We start from the raw sequence: 18,592 nt of genomic DNA on the forward strand, positions 1-18,592 counted from the left end.
GTGGTTTAGTTTTCCCCTGCGTTGGAATTCATCCTCTTTAACATAGATAGGTACAGGGTTCAGGGACGACTCGTTAAAGACCCAAGAATTAGAATAGTCAATGGACAGGTAGTATTTTGAATCTTGGTCTCGCCGTTTTCTATATGTATTGGAGCGAGGAAGATGTCGAGGATTACATTCGCTACCCGAGTGAAGGAAGTGCAGAGGAACTTGGTTCTCCGATCTATTTTATTGGGCAGAATGAGCTTGAGCAGGAGGAGTTGATGGAGGATTTAATCAACGACCTTGAGGAGAAGGGATACGATTACGCACCGCTCAGACCTTACAATTCACGCGAGTATTATGAGGTGGAGACCGGAGAAGTCAACTCTACCGATGGGGATCAGTACGTCAGATACAACGAGATAATGCTGTACTGCATTAATATCCTGACCGAGTATCCCTTTGCGTTAGCTACGCATCCTGATAGAGATTCTTGGCGGATTGTGACACCTGCCGATTTGAATACGAGGACTGCAAAGGAGTTCTTGTTCACCTATTATGCTGAGATGGCGAAGGCAGTATCCGATCTGATCAAGGAGGACTACACTATTGATGAGCTTCAAGAGGTCTACGAGGATGCCCGTCCAGGAGGAGGGGCGATAGATAGATGGAGTGACGCTGTCGACGAGAACGTGAATCTTCATCCAGTCGAGTTCATGTCCATCGCGGACCTGAAAGAAGTAGTTCGGGATAACGAAGATCTCCTGGATGAACTGGATTTTCCCTCAAAAACTCAATGTAAGCAGGCGTTCGACACAGTTGAGAAGTACCGGAACAAGGTGATGCACGGGAACCGAAGCGTGATCTCCAGCGAAGAGGACGTCGAGGCTCTCGTTGAGTCGCTTGAGATAGCCTGCGATATCGCAGTCAACGCTGGCGGTGACGGTCCCGGATTAGATATACCACCGTGATCCGAAGGGTACGCCGCCGGATCGGGGTCTCTCACTCGAATACGTACTTTGAGAAAACTAAAATAGGCAGAGCGGAGTTCTCTATTACTACCGACCAACTCGATTCTTGGGTGTCCGTTCTACCTTCTCATCAGGATACACAGCTACAAACTCCTGGCACTGTTTACAGAAATCAATCGATTCGTTAAGAGCTTCATCTACATCGTTGTATATCAGGTGTGAATCAATCAGTGAGATTTGTTTATCACAGCTACTCTGCAGGGTAACACCTGGGATTCGTAACCTTCCTTCCACCCCCTGAACCTCATCTTCAGGAATGTGATGCCAGATACCATCACTGCTGTCAGAGATAACTCCGATACCATCTACTTCTGTGATATCGAACTGAGGTTTAACAGAGATTTCCGCCATTGGTTCTCGTCGATTAGGGTGGACGTCATCACGAATATTTGGTGTACTGTTGTACGTCCGCAATTTCTTTTTCCCACTGTCAGATGTGAAATCCATATACTGAATTACACCCTGTCCTGTGTTTTCAACTCGGCCAAGGTACTGTCCACTTCGGGGTTCAAACATATGGACCGCGTTATCCGGATGTGCAGTACAGAGAGCGGCATACTCTCCATCTCGGGAGATATTGACCATCATCACGTTGCTCTCGAATGATTCTCGGAAGATTTCTTCACCGTCTGAATTGAAAACGAGGAACTGGTTGGATTCCCGGAAGAGAGCTACAGTTCCATCATTTGCTATTTCGGCCTTGGATACGCCATCTATTTCGACAGTGGTGCTAACTGACCCATCCTCAATAATGCAGAATCCAGCAGGTACTACTGTATCGCCTCTCTCCCTTGATTTCCGATACCAAGATACCGTGTAATGTCCATCCTCGGAATGATTACCAGACATAGAACGATATCCATCAGGGAAGAAGTCGTGAAACTCGTCTGAGTCATATAGTGCCCAACGCTCATCATCATCTTCGTAGACTAACTCCTCGTTTTCATAGAGGTAAATCCGAAAGCACCATTCTCGCATATTCCTGACACTGATTGGCAGAGGAATAACCTTTTCCACCTATCCAATAAATAGTCTACAAATAGATGGCATCTTTCGGTGAAGCACTTCTAAAGCAACGACTCTGGTACTGGCTGGAAACAGAACGAGGAATGGAGGTGGAGGGAGAGGTCAATCTAGGTACAGGACGGATCGACTTGGTTGCTAAAGCCTCAGATGGGGAAGTCTGGGGAATCGAGTTGAAGAAACAGGGCTTCGGAGAATATGAGCAGGCCAATCGGTATATTGAGAGCGGTAAGATTGACCGCCTCTACATTGCTACCGATCGGATTGAATCCCTCCAGAAAGCTCTTTCTGGACCTGCACCTCTGAACGTATCAACTCTAAACCAGAATAGTATGAAGCTCGGTGTTGGAGTTGAACAGGGGGAATACTCGGTAGAGGAAGTTATGCGGGCAGTTGACTCTGAGTTTTCAGAGGAGATGTTAAATCAACAGCTCTCTGGATCACCATCACTACGAGAATACATCCGGAAGAGGGTGGAAACAGGTTCGAACACTAAAGACTCTATCTCTCTCGATCAGGGGATTACAAATCTGTCACGAGCATCCTGTCCGACTGAGTTAGGCGTTATCCATATCCCGTTTAATCTGGAAGCTGGGACGCTAAGAGATATCGAGAAGAACCTATCTCCGGAGGAGGCATACGAGCCGAGGATCTTCCAAGAGGCAGACCGGATTGAACGAGACGGGACCCTTGACTTTTCGCGAGAAGAGGAGCCATGGGTCCGGCATTGTGTGTGGCGAGAGTATGGTGGACTCCCAGAGGGCCATATTCCGAACCCGATGGAGTCTGACCAACCCCATCGACCAATCGACGTGCTAAGCTTTGAGGGGAGTTATGATCCTACAGACGCAGTTGAAAATCCTAGTGAGCACGAAGTAATCGGGATTGAGGCCAAAGGTAGGTCTTCGTTCACGTCAAAGCGTACTGCTCAGCAACTCTCAGAGTTCCTAGCGACTTCAACTCTATCACGACTGTATTTAGCAGTTCCAACCGTACTAGCGGAGAAGGCCCACAGTTTGCTTTCCTCAGAGGATCTCTCCGAAGTCGGTATACTGACCGTTACTGAGTATGGTGATGTGGAGGTAGAGCGGGAAGCAGAAAGAATGGAACCCGAGCATGACGGGTATCTTGAGCGGTATGATGAACGGAAAGTCGGATACGGTAACGTTGAGATTGCTTCTGGAAAAGACGTTGTATCCCCGTACGTGACTGCGGAGGAGGCAGAACGGCTTAAGAACTCAGACGCTGCTGCGTACGCACAGAATATTATAATGGACAACTCAGAGCTGGCGGACGATGACGGATGGATTCGAGCCAGCACTGCGGATTCTCTGCGGCAGCCTGAGAGCGAGTTTGATCAAGGCAAGAAGGCCCGTGGATATCTATTAGAAGGACGTTCCGCTGATCCGTATACTCAGGACCGTTCACAAGGTGTAGAGCCAGACGATATGAAGCCGGGATATGTTCGTCTGACTGTAACTGACTTTACCGTTGATAACCAGGATGCTTTGAAGTTCCACTTTGGTCGTGGATCTTGGGAAGGTGGCTATATCTGGTTTGTCGGTGAGGAGGTAGATCAGCTCCAAAACGTACTGAACTCGATCGAAACGATTTCTGGCGGGGAAATACCAGGCCAAGGAAAGACGCTGGATCTTGAAACCTATCCGTTCAACCATTCAGAGAACGAGCCGCATCGCGTCTCTGGAAGCTCGGGCAAGGAGGTCAACATGAAACTCCAGGTCACGTCGCAGATGGATGATGAAGTCGCCGCTAGATTGCGGTTAGGTGAGAGCGAGAAAGCTGGAGTAGATGTTACTTTGACCAAACCGCAGTGGCTTGATTTGATTGCGACAATCGATATTCTGAGGACAGGCAATCAACGTGAATTGCCTGGTGAGTATACTTCTTATCCACGGATTGGCCCATCTGGAGATGACACCTGGTCTGTTGGAACGGACATAGAGGAGAAGGTGAATCCTGATCCACCATCTGAGTGGGAAGGCCGTGAGTTGACCTACTGATCAAGAGCTTCTTCTTTGAGAGAATATTTAAGTACTATTTGTCGGTGTTCAGGGACTCAATCTCGCTGTTCATGATTTCTCGGAGCTCATTAGCCGTTTCCTTGATTTCCTGCTGAGTATTGTACTCCTGCTCACGGGCCTTGAAGTACTGCTCCACGTAGCCTTCCTCGATAGCTTGGTACAGGTATTCCGCCCACTCCGGGAACTCGTCTTCCCAGAAGCTGAGTTGCTCTGGTCGAAGCCCGCTACCGATGAAGATTGTCGGTTCGTCAGGATACGGATTCTCGTCAAAATCCTCATCCTGCACCATGAAATCCCGAACCTCTTCCGGCGAGTCAGCATTCAAGATGGCAGTGTCGATATCTTCGAGTACTGTGCCCAGTCCGTACCATCTCGACATTAACAGCATTTCCGGAGGGTTCTCACCGTGGGATTCAGTTTCGTCGAAGTCGGCTGTACCTCCGACAAGGAGTTGCACCTCTGTGCCTTCGATCTTGGCGACGTCGTCAGGGAATTGGACTACAATATCTTGGTTGAGTGGTGTGAACTTGCGTTCTGCTTTCTCGAGACTTTCGAGCAGTCGGTAGTACCGGGTTCCTTGTTTGATGAGCTGAGGGTTGAGCCGAAGTTTCTCCCAGTTACTGATGTCGTCCCAGAAGGTTGCTTCCTGACGGTTCCGGGTTGTGCCAGGGAACTGGCCTTCGTCGAGTACTGCGTTGAGTTCTTCGAGTCCTGTTTCGTAGATGTTCTCGATCCGCCATCGGATTTCTTCGTCACGTTTTGATTGGCGGTAGATTCGGTAGCTACCTGCAAGGACGATAGCCGCAGAGAGAAGGCCGGTTAGGATTTGGATGGGGGAAAAGGATAGTTGCGATAAGTCCATTTTGACTAACTTTTGTTTTGACTGAAGTATAGTTCTGGTCTTGTGGGACATCAGACCAGTTAAAATGAATCCCCACTCCTAGTGTAAATTTTCGGTCCCGCATTGAGTCTATTGTCTCCTCAATGGGTGCGGACCTCGCCGCACTGGCGGGTTCCGAAATACGGTGAGAACGATGGCAATTAGAGACATCTACGAAACGAGCTTCGACGAAGACGTCCAAACATAATCAAGCGCGAACCAGTGTGCCGAGTTCGACGGCCGGGTCACGACAAACGCGGGCGAAACGGTCTGTGAGGGCTGTGTCCTAGTCATCGATGAGCAACGAATTGATCACGGGCCGGAGTGGCGGACGTACGACGACGAGAAATACGAGCGTACGGCGCACCACTCACTGCGGCCCTCCATGACCGAGAGCTGTCGACAGTAATCGGTCGCGGGGAAGATGCGAGCGGGAACGAACTCTCTGAGCAAAAGCGCCAGCGACTGTCCCGAATGCGGCGGGAACAGAATCGTGGGCGGTTTCAGTCGAAAGCCGGGCGAAACCTCGCACACGGGGCTGGGTGAATTTGAAGAATCGCGAGCGTCCTCGAACTCTCAGATTCGATTCGGGATCTGGCGTGTCATCTGTTCCGGTGCGCTCAGAATGAAGACCTGCTTCGAGGCCGATTGGTCGAGGCGGAAGTGGTGTCTGGAGGCGAGTGGTAGGACGGTGATTCACGAGTTCACTCTCGCTCGGTTGCCAGTGAGGTTCGTGAAGAGAAGCAACGGCGGAGAGCGAAGTCGAAGCGGAGGCAGTCGGGTACGTTGCTGGGTAGAATTTCCGGCACGATACGAGTAGCACGGCATTCGACCTCACCGCGTCGCTGACGAGGATACTGAAACGGTACAGAAGCGAATTGCTCGGAGTAGTGAGAGTTTGACTCGCTGGGTATCCACTACGCCATATCGCGGATTACGTCAGCGCCGCCACCGAGTCGGTCGTCTGAGTTGGGAAGATTCTCGATAGCGGTTTCGATGCCGACAGCGAGCGAGTAGCGGTTCGTAACGCCCTTGCCCTGTCCCCGGCCAGTGGTCTTCTTCTTGAGGATGTTCGAGTGTGAGAGGTTATTCAGCTTCTCCCGGTAGCGTCGGTCAGAGAGACTCTCGACACCGTACTGAGCGCAAATCTGTTTGTGGTAGTCGTAGAGCTTGTTCGTCTCTATCCACGTTGCGTCGTCGCGAACTGTGTAGTACGTGACGGCCATGAGTGCGATTTTCGCGTGTGTTGGGAGGGAATGGATTCCTCGTTCGACGGCCCTCCGTTCGATGTAATCGCGTGCATCGCGAACGTGCTGCTCTGTCACTGATTGCTCTCCGGCGTCGTCGGCGAGTCGGCAGGCACGGAAGAGCAGCTTGATTGCCTGGCGCGCGTCCCCGGAATCGGCTGCCGCGAAAGCAGCTGCCAGCGGGATGACGTCCGGTTCGAGTACATCACTGACCAGGACTTTGCCGTCGATCCCGTTAGTCGCGACAGTAGGACGGGAGTCTTCAGCAGTCCTGTCGACGAACTCTGTATCTTTGAGCCCCTTCGCTGCACGGCGAGCGAGAATCGCGCGGAGTTGGTTCGCGTTGTAGGGTGAGAACTCGATTTCGTCTTCTCCAAGTGAAGAGCGGACGTCTGCGTTCAGGTTCTCCCGGAACTGCAGGTCGTTCGTGATCCCGATAATGGAGAGTCGGACGTCATCAAGCTCGAGTCGAGGAAGCTCATAGAGTACGTAGTCGTCGTCGCCGATGGCGTCGATCTCGTCGAGAATCACGATGATTGTGCCACCAATTTTTCGGAGTTCCGTAGTGACCATCTGGAAGAGCGCTTTTTTCTGGTGGCCTTTCGGAAGCTCAGCACCAGGGCCTCGAAGTTCTTTCACCAAGTGGGTGAGGAGATGGTAAGACTTGTCCAGCCCTTTGCATTTGACGTTCACTACAGTGACGTCGATTCCCTGCTCATCAGCGAAACTCTGTAGTTGGTGAGTTTTGAGATTGATTGCGGCCGTCTTCCCCTGCCCAGTGGGGCCATAGACGAATACGTTGAGTGGCGTTGACCCCAACGTGGCGGGACGGAGGGCACTGTGGAGTTCGTCGAGTTCCATCTCGCGCTCTGGAAGCTCACGAGGACGGTACCCCTTGTTTGGGTTCAACACGTCCATATCGTCGAAGATTGTCTGCTCCTCGCCGAACTCTCGCATAGGTGATTTCTCGGTGGTGACTATATAAAACCCCCATGTCCAATGACGCCAAAGAGGGAGGGGTACATCCACTGACAAAGAGGTCCGATTTGGTATAGGAGGGGGAGGGGGTGCGTCCAGTGTACACTCTCGAAGGTTGAAGAGAGTGCAGTCGGTGTCTATTCCCGAGGAAAATACTAAGTCACACCCGATTAAACCGTCACCGTATTGGGTAGAGAATTGAATGTGGGGGTGGTTCTTTTGAATTGTTGGCGACTTAGACGCTCAGCTGAGTACACTGGACGCACCCCCCTCTCTGAGGGGTAATTTTCTGGGTTACTTCCGTGCGTCTCGTTACACTGGACGCACCCCTCTCTCCCTGAGCGCTAGTTGCAACGGCAAAGGAGATGTCAAGTGCTGGGATGCACATCGATTGTGTTTGGTGAATATATCGACGCCGAACCCCTGGGATCTGCAGGATAGCACCACTCATCTCAGGAGTCGGGAGAAGATTCATACAACTGTAGATTATTGTTAGGAATCTGAGAATGAGTGGAAAAATCCATCGATACGAGATCCTCGAAGAGAGTGCTCTCCTCCCAGGAGTTGGCCCATTTCCGGAACCGGATTTTTGGTCAAATGAACATCCCATTATGGCTATTTGTGAACCGGCTATTCGTGCAGGTCAAGACACTGGTGACTGGATATTTCATGTCCCGAAAGTGGGAGAGACGACATCCGGGCCAAAGCACCAGATTGCCGGGATGTTGAAAATCAAAGAGAAACTCGACGCGAGACAAATCATCAACGATGACCGATTCAGTGAGGAGTGGACAAAGCGCTTCAAAATCGACCTCGCAGACTGCGGGCACCTTATCGACGACTTGTTAGATAATGGAAACGAGAACATCTCTACTGTTCAAGGTCGCGTTACAAACCATCTAGTCGGACACCCGAACGAATCAAAGTGGTTCGGAGCAAGTGATGTCGACATACGCACCGTCGCGAATGATATCGGTATATCGCTCGGAAGTTTCGGAGGTCAACAAGTTGCAGAGATACCAGACGGAGAAGCCGACCGACTCGCCGATGAACTTTCTAATCGGCTCGAGGAGGAGGTTGGAACGCCACCAAACGCGGTATTCTAAGAAACTATCAGCGAAGTCAATTTGAGCTGTTGGACAATTCAGGCTTCCAAGATTTCTGCACAACAGTATTGAGAGATCGTACGAGTTTGACAGCGTTCTCATAGCTCGTGACAAGTCGGTACCCATCCTCGACTTGTTCAACTGCACTGATACTGGGGTGACTGAGTAGTTGAAGTGTCCTAGTAATGTCCCTCTCGCTGGGTACGTCACTTGGATCGTGCATCCCAACGACAATCCATCTTAGATCTGCAGCATTCGCCACTGGAGAATCTGCACGCTCAAGCGCACTGACCACGCTTAATATCGTCTCGCCAGCATCGAGACGGTCGTCGATACTCTCGTCCAAGAGGTCGAGACGGTCATCTTGGAATGCTCCTGGTCGGGCTAACAAGTCAAGAATCTGTTCTGGAGTAACGGCGTAACGGTCCCGACGGTCCAACAATTCGATTAGGTCATCGACAGTCAGCGTCGTGAGTTCGTTCGTTGTGGCGTTCTCGATGACCTTCGGTGCGAATCCCGGCGCGACCACGATAGCGTGATCAGCACCCTTCTGCCGGCGGTGCTTGTCGATGTTGGTTGCTTCTAAGGTATTGAGTTTTCCAGAGCTACGGGTTTTGGCCTCGATAACTACGTGCATCGGAGAATTAATTTCGACGTCAGTGTCTCCACCACCTTCGATCCATTTTGTCTCACAACCCAACCGAGTGAACGCCTTTGCGACGAGTTGCTCAAATTCTTCGGCACGGCTGCCATCGGTGCTAGCCGAACGTAGAAGTGTAGAAATATTCGGCGTCTGCTCTACGTCATCATCGTCCACTTGATGCACTTTTTCACCGGAACCGGTGAGTTCGGCGAGGGCAGTCTCGACAGAATCGTATTCATCTGTGAGGCGTGAAAGCCTGCTGTCTGCGACACGAGTGAATCCTTGAGGCCGATACGTCTGGTCGTAGCCGACCAAATTATTGAACTCCCCAATGTCGACGTCGGTTCCCTCTACTTCGGTGAGGAACGTGAGGTACTTCCATGGGTTCTCCGAGTCCCAACGATCGTGGTTTACGCCATCTTTCCAGAGATACTCGGCCAAGTCGTAGTTCTCACGCAGCATCAGCACCTGTCCTCTGGCTACGAACTTACCGTCATGATAGACGAAAGCGACGTCACCGGGTTCGACATTGTTCCATTTGCTCGCAACCGAACTCCCCCATAGATGAACTCGATCGTCCTCTGAAGTGGCTCGCAGTTCTTCAACGTCCTCGTCAGAGAGATAGGGAGAAACTTCGTTGATTTCGTGGCCTTGCTTGACTGATTTCTTGTAATCTTCGTACGCATCTTGACGTCCCGCTGTGAATATGACAATTCCCGTCATCTTGACAGTCCCACATATTTTGGAGGCAGCAAATATCTAGCCCCTCATCCACAGTTTTTCATTCTCGAATCGTTGTGTCTGGCAGAGCGCAATATGTACCTGGTCAGCAATTTCACCAATTTAGCTGAAGAAAAATTTGACGAGGTATTCACCGAAATCTTTCTTGACGCAGATCAAGAATACTCGGGTCTGGTGAATCGCCGTACTGCGGTTGATTTAGCTATATTCTGGTACGCTTGATGCTATGAACGGTACATCTCAAGACGAGTCCACGAAATGCTCGTCACCAGTGCCGACTCAGTCTATAGTATAGTTGAATATTTCAGTCTGTAGTTGAATTCACAGACATGAGCCATCCAGCGATTGTCGCATATCAAAATGAAGATGATACATTTGACTTACACTACAGCAGGAATGGCTCAGAACAGTACCAGCTAAAAGATATGCTGGAACGATATCTGGAGGGTGAATTTGATAAATCTGGTGGGAATATGCCAGGGTTACTGCCAACAGAGGTGGCGGAGATCGCTGCCGAACACCAAGATATCGAGGTACAGAAGTACGAACTAATCGAGACAGAAGCATTTGCAGAGGACGTTGATATCGAGGACATTCACCGGAGAATCCCGGATATCTCTGCAGAGATGCTATATGTCGTCAGGGACTGGCAAGTCGATGTATTTGGCATTATTCCAATCACACCGAGTATACTACCGATCTTCGCTCAATCGATTTCATTAGAATGTTATGACCGTCAGTCACTCAGTAATCCAATAGGTGGAAATCGAAGTTCAAATCAACAACCGATATATGCGCTATCTGGGTTCGACTTTTTTGATATGGCCTTTTATGATGAATTGAGCGACAGGATGCATTATTCATTTTCCCAGTACCAACTGGACATTATCAATGGTATTAACAACGTAGTCCAAGATCGCCACAGCTCAAATGAATTTGATGAACCCCCGCAGTCAGTCGTTGACGAGAAATATATTTTGGAATATGAAGTGACAGATACAGCAAGACTGGTTCCCTGGTCAGTACTCTTTATTGAAGTATGGCCGGGTAGCGCTGTGGATCCGACCTACTCTTGGGGTTATGATGGGACCCAAACATTCCCACGGATGTTCTTGAACGACGTTCGGTTAGAATCGAGTCGAAGACTAGTTACTGAGCTTCAAAGTGAAGTCGCAAAGCTTCGTCTCGACGGACTTTCGTTAAGCGCACTGGAGGCACTCAATCAAGCCGAGAATAGTGGCCAAACAATGTTTGAAACACTGGTGAAACAAAGGTATCAAGAACACATCTCAGAGGAATTCACCCCGCAAGGTCTTCTCGACGAATTCGGAGGCGGTAAGATTTGACGACAGTAGCAACATTGTCACCCATACATCGGCTGCGCTATTTTCTGACACCCGGAACACAGGTGCCTTCATTGTCAGATAGACAATCGAGAACAACCGAACAAACACCAACTCAAGCTACCGCAGGACCATGTTCGCAAGTGCGCGAGCTACTTTTTTCATCCCACTACTGTTGAGCTTCGCGTGGGGGCCATTGAGCGTTCTTTCGTTAACAACAAAGGTTCCCCAAGGTTCAACAACGGAGTCGCTCAGTAGTTCTTGGTTATTTTCTGTATCACTTTGAGCGTCTAATGTCTGGGCCCAATCGTGACCTCCAAACTCACCAACTTTCGACGATAACATCACGACATTATATCGCATTTCACCATCATTATGCAACGGTCGGCGGCCGTCAGAAACGATTACAGCCGACCGTGGTTTGTTATTCCCATAAGGATCCGCAAGAGAAACAACTTCGCCGCGGTCGAATTTTGTCTTCGACATCAGTTGGTAATTAATTAGATCGAATTGAAATTACTGTTCCGGTCTATCCAATGATATCGTCAATTTCACTCTCAGACGCGTAGGTTTCACCGACGTCAACAGAGTCGCTCTGCTGAATGTTTGCGTCCGGTAGCGAATCGATTTGATCAAGACCTTGAAGATCACCAAGCATTCCCGTAATCTCATCAAACTGGTCTGGATCTACAAAATAGCGACTGGAGATACACTCTACCAGCCCTTTCTCTTGCAGCCGCTTGACAGTCTTTGTGATACTGTTTGGGTTAATTCCAGTTTTTTCAGCGATCTTGCTTGGTGGCCAACCAAAATCTGGATTCGCAGCTAAAAACCGCAGAGCAGTCTCCTCATTTGTGCCAGGTTCGACCGGAAATTCAAATTGGGATTCTTCTCGGTCTTTTAAATCCTCGACACGCATAGGCTCTGGCATCGTTGTCACCAATGTCATAGTTCGTCACCGACTGTCATTAGTATTGTGGTCATAAAATCGGGATTCTAGAACAAAAATTTTCGATAACACGGATGAGCTCTCACTCGGATCTCGACTGCAGACTCCAGTGAATTAAGAAAATTGCTTCTAGTCAGCTATTGGAGATTGGGACAACCAGTCCAAGACAATTTGCTCAGCGTCATCTGAAGAGGTAAGCGGCCTCGTACCACTAAGCAATTCATTCACACTCTCGCTTGTCGTTGCTGGTTCGACTACAGTCGCTTGTTTTGCGTCTTCGACAGAGTGTTCTCGAGTAACCACCGCTCCGCTTTCACCATGTTGGCCGCAGACAAATTCTAAACCATCCACTTTCTCCGGGGTTACTTCACTAACGAGGGCTTCGAACAGCGGGTCTCCCGGCAGCAGTAATCGAATCGATGGGAACTTCTCAGCAATCTCGGGCTTGAACGTCACAACAAGACCATTCCCACCTCCAAGTTCTGACTGCGCAGTCTCGCCCAGTGACTCTGGGATGGCTACCACGTCACTCTCAGATGACTCGAGCACGTAGGCGTCATCAACAACGTCGTCAAAGTCGTCTGCGTGAGTATGGTTTCGGAGAGCGGTGAATGACCACTCTGTCTCCTCGAGGCGGTCACTCTGTGTCAAGAGCGTCTCTATTGTTTCTAAGCCCAGCATCGGTTCATGTGCACGATTTCCAGTACCAATGGCTTCGAATGCGGGGTGACAATACGGTTCCCACCCATCAAGTCCAGCACTCTCTATAATCGCTTCTCGCGTTGTGACATCGACAGCATCTCCCGCCAAGCCCGTCTCTTCAGCTTTCTTCTGTGCACGTTGCGCCCGTGTGTCAGCTTTTTCAACAACATGCTCACCGACAGCATCCACATCGAATCCACCCATCACAGCATCTTTGATATCTTGCTCAATACTGTTCAGAACAGGACGCATCGGGCCGACTACGTTCTCGAACAACTGCAACCGGCCTTCTAACTCTTCGTAGATGTCTCCATCGATACTGTCCTTGTAAGCGTAGTTGATAATTTGCACTACCGGATTCTCCTGTCCAATACGGTCGATTCGACCGATTCGTTGTTCGACCCGCATCGGGTTCCACGGCAGATCAAAATTGATCAGTGCGTGAGCAGTCTGGAGGTTCAGCCCCTCACTTGCGCTGTCTGTACAGATCAGGATGTTGGTATCTCCCTCAGTGAAGTCACGTTTGATAGCTTCTTTGCCAACATCGACCCACTCGCCGGTTGTCTCGTCATACTGCATCCCACCCGCGCCACTGTATGTCCCGACGTTCGGGTGTGTATCAGTGAGGGTCTCGCGGATGTGTTCAAGCGTATCGTGATATTGCGTGAAAATGATAATATTATCACGTGCGTTCTGGCGGAGTGAGCGAATGTCTTTGCGAAGTTGTGCGATCTTCGGATCTGTATGAGCTTGTTTTAGATCGTCTACGAACTCTTCGAGGGCCGCCTGTTCGACCTGAATCACATCCCTTGCGCCACGACTGCTTGGCTGGTATGCGTCCAGGGAAGTTTGGCCGATTGCCTCGTCTATGGTTGCTTCTGTCACGCCGGAGTCCTTGCTGAGCTCGGACACCTCTTCGGTCATGTCACCGACTTTTTTGTCGAGCTTCGCCATTCGTCGCTGAAGACTCTGTTTGATGGCATGCAGACTGCTCGTGAGGCGTTGACGGTAGGTCGTCATCACAAATCCCAGTGCAAGCTTTTCCTTTCCAGTTAGGACCTTCTGTGATTCCTGATAGGTCTCGTCGATATACTTCTCAACCTGGTCGTACAGAGGTTCAGCCTCTGCTAATTCGATACGTTTTGTCTCGACATCGCGGGTCGGGACCGTATCAGTGAGCAACCCAAGTTCCTGACACTGCTCGAGAACTAGTCGTGTATTCCTGAAGATGCGCGATTGAACTGGTGTGGCCCACTGGGAGGCCTCAACTAGCGCATCCCATTCAGTTGGGCCGCAGTTGAACATGAGCGAACGCGGATTATCGAATCGGGCTGAGGTTTTTTGTACGCCGACAAGTTTCTCGAGAGCCTTGCGGTGCTGGATCGATTCTGTGTCTGTTGAATTGACTAGTTCGGTTGTCTGTTCGTCATAGCCGGGATTCGACATGAGGTGCTCGTGGAGGAGTTTCCCAAACCGTTCGATTCTTCGTCGCCCCTCGCCCTCTTCGAGATCCAATTCCGTCTGGAACTGCTGGAGAACCTGCTTTTGACCGTCAGTGACGCTCTGATAGCGGGACTCGACAGTATTCAGGCTCTCTTCCAGTGCACGACGTGTCTCGAAGAATTCGACGAACTGGTTCTTGTCGTCCCAGCCCTCAGGGAGATCACACAGTCTGAGGAGGTCGTAGAGTTCGCCGATGTTCAGTTGCATTGGCGTTGCAGTAAGGGCATAGAGACACCGAGAAACGTCTTCCACCTTCCCAAGGAGATCGTAGAGCTTCGTCTCTTCGCGAGCGCTGTGTGCCTCGTCTACTACCGTAAGATCCCACGCGTCTTCGGCGTTTTGTGGGGCGACGTGTTCCTGGTTGTTCTCAAGGCGGGCAGTGTGCCAAGACTCGATAATAACGGTCGGTTCATCACGTCCATTGACGAACGACCCGATCGGTGTTTTTTTCCATGTATCTGCGTCGATGGCACCGCCTGTGCGGATTCGGTTTTCCTGTGAGTCGCCGAGAGGGCCGACCATGTAGTCACCGTCATAGGAGCGTTCGTGGTAATAGGCATGGACATTGAACCTGTCGAGGAGTTCGTTCTGCCACTGCTGGACGAGCCCAGCAGGGACCAAAAACAGAGCGGACTCGACCTCACCGGTCTGCATCAACCGAGACAGCGTTAGCCCCGCCTCGATAGTTTTGCCAAGGCCAACTTCGTCGCAGAACAGCAGATTGTTCGGGTAGACGCTGACGGCAGTATCGGAAATCGTTCGTTGATGAGGCCAGGGCGTGACGGTACTGATCTCTTCAGCAAGGTGTACTCCACCGGGGGTGCGCCCTGCAAGTGAGACCACGCTGGCAGTCTCGTCTTCAGGGACTGTTCTCTGTGGATCATGGTTTTTCACCCGCTCGACGTGTTCGTCAAGCGAGCCGTCAGTGTCCTTCCAGTCGATAAGGTTCTGGCGTGCGGCCTCGTCGAGCTGGTAGACGTTGACGGAAGGATGGAAGCCATTCCAAAGGGCGTTGAACGTAGAGATATCCTCCTCGACGTATTTTGCTTCGCCACGACTCCACGACCGGTGGACTTTGAAGCGTTCGTAGTTGTACTGCCACGCACTGAGCGTCTCGTTAACACTCCCCTCAAAGCTGATTTTGTTGCCCTCGCGGTCAACGCCGATTCCGAGCTTCGGATGGAAGAGACCGTCACCACCCTTTGGGTCACCAACTTTGATCTGGAGATTGCCTCGATCGAGGAGAGTGGCGATAATCGTGAGCTGGGATTCAACCCATGGTTCGAGTGGCTCATCCGCATCGGGGAACATCGCACCCTTTTCGCGTTTCTGGAGGTCTGCACCTGCGATTACACGAACAGTTCCGCTGGACTCAAGAAAGGAATCAACTCCTTCGAGGGCGTGTGCAAGACTCCGTAAGCTGAGGTATCCAGCGAGTCGGTCATACCGGATGATTTCATTGAGGAATGGCCGGTAGAACGTCTCCATGAGCGTCCGGTTGGTTCGGAACTCACTCTCGTACACTGGGTGCCATGAGACGTCCTGAAGCGTCATTACTGGTGGTCACCGAGTTCGGTCTGTCTCTCTTCACCGGACATATCGATGTGGTCGAGGTTGATGTCCAGATAGTCGCCCGTTTCGCCAGAGACCAAATTCACAAGTGTTTTTCGCATGTCCGAATCTGAAGGAAGCACCTCCAGAAGCGCTGTGACGGTAGCCTTGAACTCTCGGTTCGACTTGAGGTCTCTGTCCGAAAGCCACTCCCATGCTGCACGAGCCCCTTCGCGTTCATACACGTGAATTGCTGCGTGCACTGCGTCTATTGTGTAGGTGAACCGCATGTCGGTTGGGTTCACGCGATATTTCCGAGTAGAGGGGTTGTCGGCGGTGTCGCTCTTCAGGAGGACAATGTCTTGGACCCGATCATCATGGTCCTTCAGGGTGATGTCCTTCTGACTCTTCCCCCAGATTTTCGTCGACCGCTTGATGTTGTCGATATCTACGTTCGCAGCCATACCGAGCTGTCGTGCTTCGTCATAGGGAACGGTGTCGTTCTCATAGATCAACCAGGAGAGAATGTACCATCGTGTGAGCGAGTCGATTCGGTCAAGACCCTCTGTCTTGAGGAATCGCTCAGCAAGAACGGAGGTCACGGCTTTACGTGCTTGGCCGAGCGCTTCTCTGGGGCGGATTTCTTCCCCCTTCTTATTCACAACGGGGTATGCTTCAGCGTATTTCTGAAGCGTCGGGCCATATGCAGCGATTGCAGTATCCGTTTTGGAGATGTTGTATCCAGAGTCGAGGATTTCCTCTGCCTGATCTCGCGCAGCCTGTTGAATACCATCTTGAACGTCTTCCCAGAGTGTCCGTTCTGTCGACCGAGTAGCCTGCTTTCGAGCGACAAGAAAGATGGAACTGTCTGCGCTTGCTTTTCCTTGAAGTCCAACCCGATCAGACATCTCGGTCTTAATTGGGTGCGTTGCCGTGATAGTGAACCCAGCACTGATAAGGGCAGATGTGAGTGTGTCCCAAGCGTCCATCTCTCGATGGGTGAACATCACGGTCATCACACCACCAGGGTTGAGGAGTTCTTGCACTTCTGCAAAGATCTCCTCCATTTTACTCTCGTAGTGCTCGTCGGCAAGGTCCTTCTTCGACTGCTTATCGTCCGCAATCTCCTCAAATCGATACGGGTTAGCGACCGCCTCGTTATCCTTGTCAGTCAGGCTCGAGGTGTATATTTCGGGGTGAACATCTTCCAGATACTCTTTCTGGAGGACGTAGAACACGTCCGACAGCTCGGCGTACATGATACTGTCGTAGTACGGTGGATCAACAATGGCTGCGTCAACCGATTCAGGTTCGAACTTTGTTGCCAACTTACCAGCATCGCCGGAAACTACTTCAGCAGACTCAGAATGAGGTACATAAGATACTAATTTCTCGTAGGCATCAATAACATGCTCCGAGTGTTTCCGGTACCCCCTGCGTGGAGCAGTTAGATTGTTATCTACGGACATTTTTTTCAAACCAAAATTATTGTCTGTGAAGATGTGGCTTCCATATCCTCTCAGGTCGTGCCATTGATTCAACCGAGAGTTGTAGTACATCGACCGACTCGCAGCGAGGGATAACACAGACAATATCGCCTTTGATCGTTGACCATCGTACTTTTCCAAGATTTTTGGCTTGTACTCGATAAACGCCTGGTGGAACTCATACTGAACAACGAGCTGGCGAGGTGTGAAGATGTCTCGCCACTCGTGCATCCCATAACTACTGGGGTCACTAATCCGGCTACTCACATCAACTGGCTCGCTGAGGAACGTCAGGAGGTTGAAATCGGATTCAACCTTATCAGCTGCCTTATGCATACCTTTTTCGTCGTACTCATTACCTGCACGATAGCCTCGTCCGCCAGCTGGCGTTTCGTAATTCACTCCATAGATACTGAACTCAAAACCCCCGTCATGGAGCTTCTGTTGCACGTCTTTTTGTTCGTTAGTCACCTTGCAATGTGGGCACTCAGCGCTTTCTCCATGGAGTGGGCCATCTTCTGGATCGTAACTGTCTGGAGAATCTTCTACACGGGTGTATTTGTAGCTCACTTCGCCCTCTTCATAGATGGGTATAATTGCATCACCACCATCAGAATCCTTATTGAGCCACCACTTGGAGACAAGCGGAATTTTCCCACCACAGGAGTCACACTCAATAATGTACGTCATCGCCGAGTTCAGAATCTGCCGACCGGGCTCTTCCGTCGGATAGTAGGGTTCGATATTCTCTTTCGCGGTCTCCAGAATCTTATCTCGCCACTCACGGATATCTGGGTCAAGCGACCCAACCTCAGGTGCGTATTCTAGACCAGCCTTCAGGATGAGCGATGGAACGGGGTTCAACTCATTCGCTTTCGCCGGAATCCCGTATCGAATTGCCTCAAATGGAATAATACCTCGCCCTGCAGTCGGATCCAGAATCGTCGGGAGTTCCCCACCCCATGCATCACGCAAGGTTGACTGAAGCTTCTCAATCTCGGCTTCAGTCGGGGATTGAGTGTTGGGATTTGGGTATCCGTAGTGGTCGTCGAGCGTATCATTCGAGCTCTTTTTCTCAGTGAACTTCTTCTCGACGAAGTCAGCGATACCGGTATCCATCTCTTTCGGCCCAATTTTCATCAGCCGAAGGAGCTCGTCAGAATCAATCTCGCCGGGGTACACCGAGGCGAGCACAGCAAGCCGGACCGCAGGGGTAGGACGGGCAGCAAACCATTTGTGAAGGCTCCGAAGCGCGTGGTAGCGCCCAGATTCCATATCTTTCTGGCTCTCAATGTCGATTGCATTCAGTGGAAGGTTCGACTCGATTGCGACACGTTCTGGAACGTCGGCATCGTCGAGGGTTGGTTTCTCAGACATTAGTTGA

12 protein-coding genes and 1 pseudogene are annotated in these 18,592 nt (G+C 50.7%); 5 read left to right on the forward strand and 8 right to left on the reverse strand.

Going from position 1 to position 18,592, the window contains the following annotated elements; translation table 11 throughout:
- Positions 1-143 precede the first annotated feature (143 nt).
- Positions 144-953, forward strand: coding sequence for a hypothetical protein (locus ABY42_RS18645; protein ID WP_050460465.1), 810 nt, complete (start codon positions 144-146; stop codon positions 951-953).
- 87 nt (positions 954-1,040) lie between these two features.
- On the opposite strand, the gene ABY42_RS19585 is transcribed toward ABY42_RS18645, so the two are convergent.
- Positions 1,041-1,991 (reverse strand): hypothetical protein, encoded by a 951-nt coding sequence (locus ABY42_RS19585; protein WP_156224473.1) that lies wholly within the window; start codon positions 1,989-1,991, stop codon positions 1,041-1,043.
- A 65-nt stretch (positions 1,992-2,056) separates the two neighbouring features.
- Here ABY42_RS19585 and ABY42_RS19240 point away from each other — a divergent pair, with 65 nt between their 5' ends.
- Positions 2,057-4,057: a hypothetical protein gene (locus ABY42_RS19240; protein ID WP_082220744.1), complete on the forward strand. Its 2,001-nt coding sequence runs from the start codon at positions 2,057-2,059 to the stop codon at positions 4,055-4,057.
- Between the two features lie 34 nt (positions 4,058-4,091).
- On the opposite strand, the gene ABY42_RS18655 is transcribed toward ABY42_RS19240, so the two are convergent.
- Positions 4,092-4,991, reverse strand: coding sequence for a hypothetical protein (locus ABY42_RS18655; RefSeq protein ID WP_156224475.1), 900 nt, complete (start codon positions 4,989-4,991; stop codon positions 4,092-4,094).
- A 121-nt stretch (positions 4,992-5,112) separates the two neighbouring features.
- On the opposite strand from ABY42_RS18655, the pseudogene ABY42_RS19245 reads away from it, so the two are divergent.
- A pseudogene (locus ABY42_RS19245) lies at positions 5,113-5,618 on the forward strand (transcription initiation factor IIB); the annotation flags it as partial.
- A gap of 257 nt (positions 5,619-5,875) precedes the next feature.
- On the opposite strand, the gene ABY42_RS18660 reads toward ABY42_RS19245, so the two are convergent.
- On the reverse strand, positions 5,876-7,162 hold the full coding sequence (locus ABY42_RS18660) for a Cdc6/Cdc18 family protein (protein WP_050460468.1): 1,287 nt from the start codon (positions 7,160-7,162) through the stop codon (positions 5,876-5,878).
- Between the two features lie 527 nt (positions 7,163-7,689).
- Between ABY42_RS18660 and ABY42_RS19590 the strand changes: the two genes are divergently transcribed.
- Positions 7,690-8,289, forward strand: coding sequence for a hypothetical protein (locus ABY42_RS19590; protein ID WP_156224477.1), 600 nt, complete (start codon positions 7,690-7,692; stop codon positions 8,287-8,289).
- A 16-nt stretch (positions 8,290-8,305) separates the two neighbouring features.
- On the opposite strand, the gene ABY42_RS19250 is transcribed toward ABY42_RS19590, so the two are convergent.
- A complete protein-coding gene (locus tag ABY42_RS19250) occupies positions 8,306-9,655 on the reverse strand; it encodes a restriction endonuclease (protein ID WP_082220745.1) in 1,350 nt (449 codons plus the stop codon).
- Positions 9,656-10,002: 347 nt separating this feature from the next.
- Here ABY42_RS19250 and ABY42_RS19595 point away from each other — a divergent pair, with 347 nt between their 5' ends.
- Positions 10,003-11,019: a DUF6735 family protein gene (locus tag ABY42_RS19595; RefSeq protein WP_156224479.1), complete on the forward strand. Its 1,017-nt coding sequence runs from the start codon at positions 10,003-10,005 to the stop codon at positions 11,017-11,019.
- Between the two features lie 117 nt (positions 11,020-11,136).
- On the opposite strand, the gene ABY42_RS19600 is transcribed toward ABY42_RS19595, so the two are convergent.
- The 4 genes from ABY42_RS19600 to ABY42_RS18690 all read right to left on the reverse strand — a co-directional run bounded on the left by ABY42_RS19600 (position 11,137) and on the right by ABY42_RS18690 (position 18,585).
- Positions 11,137-11,502: a type II toxin-antitoxin system PemK/MazF family toxin gene (locus ABY42_RS19600; RefSeq protein WP_156224481.1), complete on the reverse strand. Its 366-nt coding sequence runs from the start codon at positions 11,500-11,502 to the stop codon at positions 11,137-11,139.
- Between the two features lie 43 nt (positions 11,503-11,545).
- The gene (locus ABY42_RS19255) at positions 11,546-11,965 is read right to left on the reverse strand and encodes a MarR family transcriptional regulator (RefSeq protein WP_082220746.1); all 420 of its coding nucleotides are present in this window, start codon (positions 11,963-11,965) and stop codon (positions 11,546-11,548) included.
- A gap of 129 nt (positions 11,966-12,094) precedes the next feature.
- Positions 12,095-15,724 carry a DEAD/DEAH box helicase gene (locus ABY42_RS18685; RefSeq protein ID WP_050460470.1) on the reverse strand — a complete coding sequence of 1,210 codons (3,630 nt, stop codon included), beginning with the start codon at positions 15,722-15,724 and terminating at the stop codon, positions 12,095-12,097.
- A complete protein-coding gene (locus tag ABY42_RS18690) occupies positions 15,724-18,585 on the reverse strand; it encodes a DUF1156 domain-containing protein (RefSeq protein ID WP_050460471.1) in 2,862 nt (953 codons plus the stop codon). Before ABY42_RS18690 ends, ABY42_RS18685 begins: the two co-directional genes overlap by 1 nt.
- Between the last annotated feature and the right edge of the window lie 7 nt (positions 18,586-18,592).

The organism is Haloferax gibbonsii, from assembly GCF_001190965.1.
GTDB lineage: Archaea > Halobacteriota > Halobacteria > Halobacteriales > Haloferacaceae > Haloferax > Haloferax gibbonsii.